The sequence below is a fragment of the Nocardia noduli genome, from assembly GCF_019038455.1.
Lineage (GTDB): Bacteria > Actinomycetota > Actinomycetes > Mycobacteriales > Mycobacteriaceae > Nocardia > Nocardia noduli.
In genome coordinates, this window is sequence record NZ_JAFMPL010000088.1 from 25,975 (window position 1) to 34,814 (window position 8,840).

General features: G+C 68.3%; 11 protein-coding genes. 1 reads left to right on the top strand and 10 read right to left on the bottom strand.

Features of this window, described 5'->3' with window-relative positions:
• Positions 1 to 19: 19 nt before the first annotated feature.
• The 3 genes from JZ792_RS31540 to JZ792_RS31550 form a co-directional block, all read right to left on the bottom strand.
• The gene (locus JZ792_RS31540; protein WP_216916438.1) at positions 20 to 1,108 is read right to left on the bottom strand and encodes a glycoside hydrolase family 76 protein; all 1,089 of its coding nucleotides are present in this window, start codon (positions 1,106 to 1,108) and stop codon (positions 20 to 22) included.
• Positions 1,109 to 1,225: 117 nt separating this feature from the next.
• Positions 1,226 to 1,906, bottom strand: a complete 681-nt coding sequence (locus tag JZ792_RS31545; RefSeq protein ID WP_216916440.1) for a TrmH family RNA methyltransferase — start codon at positions 1,904 to 1,906, stop codon at positions 1,226 to 1,228.
• A 284-nt stretch (positions 1,907 to 2,190) separates the two neighbouring features.
• Positions 2,191 to 2,673: a DUF4190 domain-containing protein gene (locus JZ792_RS31550; protein ID WP_216916447.1), complete on the bottom strand. Its 483-nt coding sequence runs from the start codon at positions 2,671 to 2,673 to the stop codon at positions 2,191 to 2,193.
• 138 nt (positions 2,674 to 2,811) lie between these two features.
• On the opposite strand from JZ792_RS31550, the gene JZ792_RS31555 reads away from it, so the two are divergent.
• Complete coding sequence (locus tag JZ792_RS31555; RefSeq protein WP_216916420.1) at positions 2,812 to 3,258, top strand: DUF3592 domain-containing protein; 447 nt, start codon at positions 2,812 to 2,814, stop codon at positions 3,256 to 3,258.
• An 8-nt stretch (positions 3,259 to 3,266) separates the two neighbouring features.
• On the opposite strand, the gene JZ792_RS31560 is transcribed toward JZ792_RS31555, so the two are convergent.
• The 7 genes from JZ792_RS31560 to JZ792_RS31590 all read right to left on the bottom strand — a co-directional run.
• Complete coding sequence (locus JZ792_RS31560; RefSeq protein WP_216916422.1) at positions 3,267 to 3,974, bottom strand: lysoplasmalogenase; 708 nt, start codon at positions 3,972 to 3,974, stop codon at positions 3,267 to 3,269.
• A complete protein-coding gene (locus tag JZ792_RS31565; protein WP_216916424.1) occupies positions 3,967 to 5,031 on the bottom strand; it encodes a beta-ketoacyl-ACP synthase 3 in 1,065 nt (354 codons plus the stop codon). Before JZ792_RS31565 ends, JZ792_RS31560 begins: the two co-directional genes overlap by 8 nt.
• 50 nt (positions 5,032 to 5,081) lie before the next feature.
• Entirely contained in the window at positions 5,082 to 5,675 is a 594-nt protein-coding gene (gene pyrE / locus JZ792_RS31570; RefSeq protein WP_254190625.1) for an orotate phosphoribosyltransferase, read from the bottom strand.
• A gap of 2 nt (positions 5,676 to 5,677) precedes the next feature.
• Entirely contained in the window at positions 5,678 to 6,490 is an 813-nt protein-coding gene (locus JZ792_RS31575) for an SDR family NAD(P)-dependent oxidoreductase (RefSeq protein WP_216916426.1), read from the bottom strand.
• A gap of 43 nt (positions 6,491 to 6,533) precedes the next feature.
• Positions 6,534 to 7,586: a TtfA family protein gene (locus tag JZ792_RS31580; protein WP_308165528.1), complete on the bottom strand. Its 1,053-nt coding sequence runs from the start codon at positions 7,584 to 7,586 to the stop codon at positions 6,534 to 6,536.
• 74 nt (positions 7,587 to 7,660) lie between these two features.
• Positions 7,661 to 8,563, bottom strand: coding sequence for a DUF5666 domain-containing protein (locus JZ792_RS31585; RefSeq protein ID WP_216916428.1), 903 nt, complete (start codon positions 8,561 to 8,563; stop codon positions 7,661 to 7,663).
• 112 nt (positions 8,564 to 8,675) lie between these two features.
• A partial coding sequence (locus JZ792_RS31590) for a ClpB D2-like domain containing protein (RefSeq protein WP_216916445.1) occupies positions 8,676 to 8,840 on the bottom strand: 165 nt, incomplete at its 5' end.

Genomic DNA, 8,840 nt, shown 5'->3' on the forward strand with positions numbered 1-8,840 from the left:
GACCGGAGTGGGCGACCGTTCACAGACCTGCGGCGCTGACCCGGTAGGCGGCCTCCATCAACAGCCAGCCCGACAACTGCACGGACAGATCGCGCTCGGGGATCTTCGACGGTGTCACCGAACCGCCCGCCGTGAAATAACCCGCTCCCGCGCTGCCGCCCGGCATCTGCGCGCGTTGGGCCCAGTTCACACCGAACAGCGGTTCACCCTCGACGTCGAGCCGGTTGGCCCACGCAGCCGACGCCGACGCGCGCACGATCGCGGCCGCGGTCGCGCGGTCCTCGACCTGCTGACGGTCCGAACCGGGCAGCGTCTCGGCCACCACCGCGAGGTAGCGGGCCAGGATTCCGTTGAACAGACCGCCGTCACCGCCACCGCCGCCTTTGACGACACCGCCGACGGTCATGTGGTCCTGGACCGCGTCGAGCAGGCGATGCACCCGTTCCAGATGACGCGGCGCGCCGGTGTGCGCCGCCAGTTCGGCCTCCAGACCGAGTACCACACCCTGGCAGTAGGTGAAGGTCGGACGCTCGATCGTGCCGGACGGCAGGTGGATGCCGTCCAGGATCAGTCCCGTCTCGGGGTCGCGCAGGGTGGCGTCGAGCCAATCGGCGATCTCCTGCGCGCGGGTATGACGACCGAGGCGCATCATCGCGATTCCGGCGGGCCCGTTGGCGGGCGCGTTGTAGTAGTCCGACCCGGTCCGCCACGGCAGTCCGCCGCCGACCTCCGGATTCCACCCCTCGTACAGCTTGCGCTCGAGCGCGGCCATACCGCGGTTCGCGACGGTGACGCCCTGGGTGCGCCCGGCGCGTTCCGCGGCGATGGCCAGCCAGGCCATGTCGTCGTAGTAGTTGTTGGTCCAGCCGGTGATATTGCGCAGGCGATGCGAGCGCAGGATCTCCACCACGCGTTTACGGCGCGCGGGCGTCGGCACCCGGTCGGCGGCGTCGACGGCACAGTCGATCAGATGGGCCTGCCACCAGTAGTGCCACGAGCCGAAGGCGCGCTCGCGTCTGGTCGCGGGCCAGCCGACGACGCCGAGTTCCGTGGCCGGAAACGCCCACAGCGCGCGCAGATGGCGCGAGACGATCGCGGATTCCGCCATATCCGCGCGCTCCGACCACATCGCGGGCGACGATGCGGCATCCTGGCCTGCCTGGGGGCTCCGCGAGGTCATGCCTCAATGGTGCCAGTTATCCGCCGGGTTTTGCTCCCCATTCCGTTACCAAGAGGTAGTCAAATCGGCATACTGGCGAACCCATGCATGCATTGCGATACCTGCAGCTACACCGGCGTTGATACTCCGCGTCGAACCGAACTGGGCGATCGAAACAGTCATCGCGGCCGCTTGTTTTGCGTCGTCGGTGACGCCGGGGCCTTCCTGGCCGAACAGCAACAGGCAACGCAGCGGCAATCGAGCGGTCTCCAGCGGCACCGAACCCGGCACATTGTCGACCGCGACGACGGTGAGATCGTGGCGCGCGGCGTATTCCAGCAGTTCGCCGATATCGGCGTGATGTTCGATGTGCTGGTAGCGGTCGGTGACCATGGCGCCGCGCCGATTCCAGCGCCTGCGCCCGACGATATGCACCGCCGCCGCGGCGAAGGCGTTCGCGGTCCGCACGACGGTGCCGATATTGGCGTCGTGGCCGAAGTTCTCGATGGCGACGTGGAACGGATGCCGTCGTCGATCGATATCGGCGACGATCGCCTCGCGGGTCCAGTACCGATAGGCGTCGACCACATTGCGCCGATCACCGTGGGTGATCAGTTCCGGGTCGAGACGCGGATCCTCGGGAACGGATGTGCCGTGCTCCCGGTCCCACGGGCCGACTCCGTGCGGATGCTCACCCCATTCGGTGGGCCCCGGATGCGGGGAGTCGTCCCCGGCGCGATCATCCACACCGGGACCGTCGCCGCCGGGATCGACCCCGGCGCGCTCGTTCCCGGTGAGATCGTTCCCGGCGCGTTCGTCCCCGGCACGATCATCCACCGCGCGGTCGTCCGGCACGGGATCGTCCGCGATCGAGTGATCCGCGGCTGGATGATCCGACGTAGGGATGTCCGAGACAGCGTTACCGCCGACCGGGACGTCCGACTCTGGGTGGTTCACCCCGATGATGCTAATTCCGGCCATCGCACCGATGCCGCCGAGTATCGGCCCCCCGCGCGATGACCGGAAACGGATCAGTAGGAGTTGGACGAACCGACCGCGACCGCGATGATGATGACGTACACGACCAGCAGGGCCAGGAAGGCGATCAGCATGACCGTTCCGATGATCCCGCAGACGTAACCGGCCTTCGCGTTGCCGCGGCCGCCGATCGTTCCGCCCGACTGGTCGATCTCCTTGAGGACCTTGCCGCCCATCACCCAGGCGAACGGCCCGCACAACTGGCACAGCACGAGGCTGAGAATGCCGAGGATCAGCACCGTCGTCGCCTGCGGATGGTCCGGCGGTCCGCCGAAACCGTAACCGTAGGGCTGTGCGTACGGTGGCTGCCCGTAGGGTTGCTGGCCGTAAGGCTGTTGACCATAGGGCTGTTGGCCGTAGGACTGCTGGTCGTAAGGCTGCTGTTCGTAAGGCTGCGACTGGCCGTACGGCTGCCCATAGGGTTGCTGCCCGTAGGGCTCCTCGGGCTGTTTGTCCATCGGCGGCGGATAGCTCATGCGGTGATGGTAATGGCCGGACCGTCCGGCCGTTAGCCGTGTACGTCGCACGAGGCGACCACCTCGGCGAATCGAACGGTGCGGCGGGTGTCGGCGGATCTATCCTGGAGAAGCACGGCTGTCGGGGTGGAGACAGAGATGGATCACGCGCGCGTTCTCCGTACGGTGCTCGGCGTCACGGCCGGGTACCTGATCCTGCTCGGCCTCTGGCTGGGTTGGCTGGTGCGGCGCACCCCGCCCGGCACCGTCCCATATCAGATCGTGGCGCTGGTCGGACTGTTCGGTTCCTGCGTCGGCCTCGGCATGCTGCTGGCCGCCCGGCCGTCCAAGGCCGACCGCAGGCTGTTGCACCACGGCCTGGAGGGCTGGGCCACCATCGAACGCGTGCACCCGCTCCGGCGCACCGACCACCACAGCGAACTCACCGAACTCGATCTCGAACTCGTCGTTCCGGGATCCGAAACATACCGGGGTTCCGTCGTTTTCGACGTCATGCCGGGCGACCGGGCCAAACTCGCTGTCGGCGAGATCATCTCGATCCGCGTCGATCCGTCCAACCGGGACCGGATCATCCTGGTGCTCTGAAAAGGTTGCTAGCGCGGTGTTTTCGCGTGGGCGCGCGGATCGGCGAGCAGATACTGGGCGGCGGCGTAGGTGCCGAGGATCACGCCTTCGGTGATCCGGCGAGATCGCTCGGTGCGGGCGAAGAGCCGCCGCACCACGATCAGACCGTCGGAGACCGTGAACAGCAGCGCGCCCAGGCCGAGACGACTGCGCGGATCGGGACCGGGAACGTTCAGCCCGGCGATCTGTTTCGCGTCGGGTGCGAGCGCCGGATCCGAGGCCAGCACGGCGGCGGTGCCGAGTGTCGCGCCGTAGGCGGTCAGCGGTGCCGCGACGGACGGCGCCCTGTCGCGCAACAGTGCGGCGGCGCCGAGCCAGGCGACCACGCGCGGGACGGCGTTGGCCGCGGTCGGGCGGGCGCCGCGACGCAGCCACAACGTCGAATAGCCGGTCTGCATCACCGCGAAGAACGACGCGCCCACCACCAGGCGACGGTCGTCGTCCGGTTCGATGAGCAGGACGTCGCCGACGGTGGCCGCCGCGAGCGAACCGAGCAGCACACGGCGATCGGTGCCGTCCAGCGACGCGGGCGAGGTCACCACATCGGCCGCGAGCAGCGGCATCAGCAGCGGTTTCGCCGCCCGCTGGAACGAGTCGCGGCCGGTGACGGCACCGTAGACGGTGACGGCAGCGGCCGCGAGGAAACCGATCCGGAAAGGACGCGGCGAATCAGGCACCGAAACTCGGCTCCTTGGGGGCGGGCGGCAGCGTGACGACCTGACCCGCGTAACTCAGACCGGCGCCGAAGCCGAGCAGCAGCGCGGTCTGCCCGCCCTTGGCCTTACCGGTCACCAGCATCTCCTCGATCGCCAGCGGAATGGAGGCGGCGGAGGTGTTGCCGGTGTTCTCGATATCGTTGGCCATCGGGATATCGTCGGCGAGACCGAGATTCTTCTTCATCAACTCGTTGATACGTGCGTTGGCCTGGTGCGGCACGAAGACCTCGATGTCCTCCTTGGACACACCGGACACCTCGAGCGCGTTCGACAGCGCGCGCGGCAGAGTGACGGCGGCCCAACGGAATACGCGCGGCCCCTCCATCCGCAGCGCCATCCGGCCGACGGCCTCGACCGACGGGTCGGTGCCCTGCAACGCCTGGGCCCTGTCCATGTACTCGAGGAAGTTCACGTCCTGGGCGATGGCCTCGGCGTTCTCGCCGTCGCTGCCCCACACCGTCGGCGAGATGCCGTTCTCCTCGCTGGGACCGACCACGACCGCGCCCGCGCCGTCACCGAAGATCATGGCGGTGCCGCGGTCGTTGGGATCCAGGCCGACGGTCATCGTCTCGGCGCCGATCACCAGGACGTAATCGACCGAACCGGCGCGGATGAGGTCGGCGGCCACACCGAGCCCGTAGCCGAAGCCGCCGCAGCCGGAGGTGAGGTCGAACGCGGCGATACCGTTCAGGCCCAGGTCCGAGGCCACGGTCGGAGCGCCGTGCGGGGTCAGTTTGAGCCAGCTCGACGTACATAGGATCAGCGCGCCGATTTTCGTCCGGTCGATTCCGGTGTTCACCAGGGCGCGCTCACCGGCGGCCGCGGAGATCGATCGCAGCGTCTCGTCACCGCTGATCCAGCGCCTGGTACGGATTCCGGTGCGCTCGAAGATCCACTCGGGTGTCGAGTCCAGGGTCTCGCACACCACGGCGTTGCTCACCACGCGCTGGGGGCGGTACGCACCGATTCCGAGCATCGCAACATTCTCGCGACTCTTATTGACTGCAATGCTCACCACTGGTGACTCACACGTCCTCTGCCGTTCGGACAACTAAACCTGTGACCAGGCTATCCCAGCGCAAGATCTTTGAGACCGAGGATCGAGCGATACTCCAGTCCCTCGGCCGCGATGACCTGATCCGCCCCCGTTTCGCGGTCGACGACCGTTGCCACACCGACCACCTCGGCACCGGCCTCGCGCAACGCGCGCACCGCCGTGAGCGGGGAATTTCCGGTGGTCGTGGTGTCCTCGACGACCAGCACGCGCTTGCCGACGATATCCGGGCCCTCGATCTGACGCTGCATGCCGTGTGTCTTGGCGGCCTTACGGACGACGAACGCGTTGATGGGTCTGCCCGGCGCGTGCATCACGGCCAACGCCACCGGGTCCGCGCCCATGGTGAGCCCACCGACGGAATCGAAATCCCAGTCGGCAACCAGCTCGCGCAGCAACCGGCCGATCAACGGCGCGGCCCGGTGGTGCAGGGTGGCGCGACGCAGGTCGACGTAATAGTCCGCCTCGTTGCCGGAGGACAGCGTCACCTTGCCGTGCACCACCGCGAGTTCGCGCACCAGCGCGGCCAATCGATCACGGTCGGAACCGGCCTGGGAGCCGACCTCGGCGCCGAGAGCGGAATCATGCGATGTCGCCTCGTCGATCATGTCTAAGTCCTTCCGCGTGAGTTGAACAGGCCGCGATTGATCCGGACCTGCAGGGTTCGCGGCACCAGCCCGGCCACCGTGGTGAGCGCCTTGTACTGCGCACCGGGCACGCTGATCACCCGGTCTTTGTCCAGATCGCTCAGCGAACCGGCGACGACCTGCTCGACGGACAGCCACAGCGGTTTCGGCAGCGAAGTCATCTCGATACCTGCACGCTCGTGGAATTCGGTGTGGACGAAACCGGGGCACAGCGCCTGGATGCGGACACCTGTTCCGACCAGACCACCCGCCAACCCTTCCGTGAAGGATACGACGTAGGACTTGGAGGCCGAATAGGTCGAGCCCCGTCCCGGCACCAGACCCGCCACACTGGCCACATTGACGATGGAACCCTTGGCCGCGGCGATCATGGCGGGCAGCGCCGCGTGGGTCAATCGCAGCACCGAGGTCACGTTGACATCGAGCTGGGCCTGCAACTGCTCGTACGGGAGGGTCCAGAATTCGCCCGAATGCGCGAAACCCGCGTTGTTGACGAGGAATTCGACACCCTCGGCGGCGCGGGACGCGACCTTCGCACGATCGTCGGCGTCGGCGAGATCGGCCGCGAGCACCTCCGAGCGGGTGGCGAATTTGCGCTCCAGTTCCTCCGCCAGCGCCGTCAGTCGATCCTTGTCGCGGGCGACGAGCACGAGGTCGTAACCGAGCGAGGCGAGGCGCTGGGCGAAGCCGTTGCCGATACCGGAGGTGGGTCCGGTGATCAACGCGACGGGTCTGGTCGCGCCGGGTAGACGCGCGGAATCGGCACTATCGGTCATTGCGACGCAATCCAATCGAGCGGGTCACCGTGGACCCGCGGTTCTATTTCGGGACGGGGCCCTGGTACGGACGGAATCCCGGGTGGAACGGCCCGCCGGGCTGTTCGGGGGCCTCCTCGCGCGACAGCGCGGCGGGCACCTCGTCGGAACGCTCGTCCTCGTCACGTACTTCGGGAGGGCGCTGCTCCCCGCGACGGTCGGCGGCGGAGTCTTCGGAATCGGCGACCCGTGGTCCGCTGTCCTCGCGCACGCGCGGCCGTGAATCCGGCACCACCGCCAGCGACGGCCTGCGCGACGATTCGGCGTCGAGCGGCCCGTCGTAGGGGCGGCCCGCGTAGGCGCGGCCCTCGCGGGGGCGTTCGGACTCGACGTCGGGTACCGACCCACGCGCGGGTTCGGCCTCATCCTCGTGATCGGTGTCGGCGGGCCGACGCTTGGGATGCGGCCTTCCGGGATCGTGACTGCCGGAATCGGTTCCGCGCGGTTCGGCGACCGGGGGCAGTACGTGCAGCAGACCGGACAGCCGCAGCACCGCGTCGATCGCGGTCTCCCAATCCTTGGCCGAGGTGCCGACCGAGAGCATGCCGAGGGTCCAGTTGCCTTCGCTCCACAGCATCTGCACGGTATCGGGCAGACCCTCGATGAAGGCGACCATCCGCTGGTCGACGGCATGCCTGGCGATTTCCGGGTTGGTCGCGAATACGACCCTGTCACCGATCGCGCCGAGCAGTTCCAGATCGGCGTCCTTGGGCGGCGACGCGGATTTGAGCCGCATGTCCACGTCGATATCCGAGCCGATCTGCCTGCGCACCGCGACCAGCGTCGCCGCGTCCTCCAGATCGAACAGCACGAATTTCTCGCCCTTGCGGATACCGGAGACCACGTCGACCGCGGACAGGTAACCCAACTTGGCCAGCGCACCGCGCCGCCAGGTCGCGGGCAGCGCCGGTTCCACCGATACGTAGGTGTACCCCTGCGCCTTCGCCCAGACCTGCCGCGCGTGACCGGTCCGCTGCCGTTGGACCCGATCGAAATACAGCAACACGATCGCACCAACCAGTGCGATCGCCGCCAACCCGAACCACATTGCCGTCATCGCGCTCTACCCTAATGGTCCTGGCCGGGCAGAGCCCGCCTTTGGTCGCGCGCCGGGCCGGATGGCGGCGCGGTTCATCGCGGTCCCCCCGGCAGCGCGGCGCTGATGATGAGTTTCGCGTCGATGGAACCGTCCGCGGACTCGTCGCCCTGCACCATCACCACATCGCCGACGGGCAGTTCGCTGACCTTCGTACTCGACAGCGAGATCACCTGGGTTTTCGCGCTGGTCCGCACGGTGACGGTATCGCCCGACAGGGTGCTCAGGGTCAGCGTGGCGCCGTCGTTGGCGCTGATGGTTCCCATCGTCGCGCCGATGCCGTCGAGGCCGGGCAGACCCGGCACACCGCTCGGCGAAACCGGATCCGACGGCTGCACGCCGGTGGAGGACGGACCGAGCGTGGGGAAGACGCGACTGGTACCCGCCGCGTTCGACGACGGCTCGGACTCCTTGTTGCCGAGCAGAACTCCCGCGGCGACGCCGACCACGGCGATCAGCGCGATCACACCGAGCGCCAGCGCGATCCACAGTCCGGTGTTGCGCTTGGGTGGCGGCGGTTCGCCCGGGCCGTAGCCGCCGGGCGGCGGTCCGCCGGGGGGCATCGCGCCGGGCTGTCCCTGGTGGCCCGCCCACTGGTTGCCGTACCCGCTGTCGTAGGGGGCGCCACCGCTCTCGTAACCGCCCCACTGGCTTTCGTGGGTCGGCATCTGCTGGGTGGCGTTGGGCGGGGGCGGCGCCCACGGTTCGAATTGCTCCGCCTGCGGATACCTCGACGTCTCGGGCGCCCCGGCGCCGCCGTAGGCGACCGTGGGGTCGCTCGTGCCGCCGTAGGCCACGGTCGGGTCGTTGCCGCCGTAGGCGACGGTCGGGTCGTCGGTGTGGGCGGACCTGTCGAATCCGGACTGCCCCGGCGAACCGAGGTGTTCGGTCGGCGCATCGTCCGGCCGTTGTCCCCAGGGATCCTTCGGGTTCGTCATGGCCTCCACGATATGCCGGGTCCGCGCATCCGGCGATCAGGTCGCGCCGATGGCGGGCGCGTGTACGGCAACGCGCCGCGCGCGGACCTGAAATCCGCGCGCGGCGCGCGAGTTACTTACCGACGATCAGGGTGTCGCCGTCCTTGCTGACATTCACCTTCACGGTGTCGCCGTCGATGATCTCTCCGGCCAGCAGTGCCTTGGCGAGGGTGTCGCCGATGGCCTGCTGGATCAGCCTGCGCAGCGGTCTGGCGCCGTAGACCGGGTCGTAACCCCG

Coding starts and splice junctions, on each gene's coding strand:
- JZ792_RS31555 (WP_216916420.1), top strand. CDS start 2,812: ATGGATCACGCGCGCGTTCTCCGTACGGTGCTCGGCGTCACGGCCGGG.
- JZ792_RS31575 (WP_216916426.1), bottom strand. CDS start 6,490: ATGACCGATAGTGCCGATTCCGCGCGTCTACCCGGCGCGACCAGACCC.
- JZ792_RS31580 (WP_308165528.1), bottom strand. CDS start 7,586: ATGACGGCAATGTGGTTCGGGTTGGCGGCGATCGCACTGGTTGGTGCG.
- pyrE (WP_254190625.1), bottom strand. CDS start 5,675: ATGATCGACGAGGCGACATCGCATGATTCCGCTCTCGGCGCCGAGGTC.
- JZ792_RS31540 (WP_216916438.1), bottom strand. CDS start 1,108: ATGGCGGAATCCGCGATCGTCTCGCGCCATCTGCGCGCGCTGTGGGCG.
- JZ792_RS31585 (WP_216916428.1), bottom strand. CDS start 8,563: ATGACGAACCCGAAGGATCCCTGGGGACAACGGCCGGACGATGCGCCG.
- JZ792_RS31550 (WP_216916447.1), bottom strand. CDS start 2,673: ATGAGCTATCCGCCGCCGATGGACAAACAGCCCGAGGAGCCCTACGGG.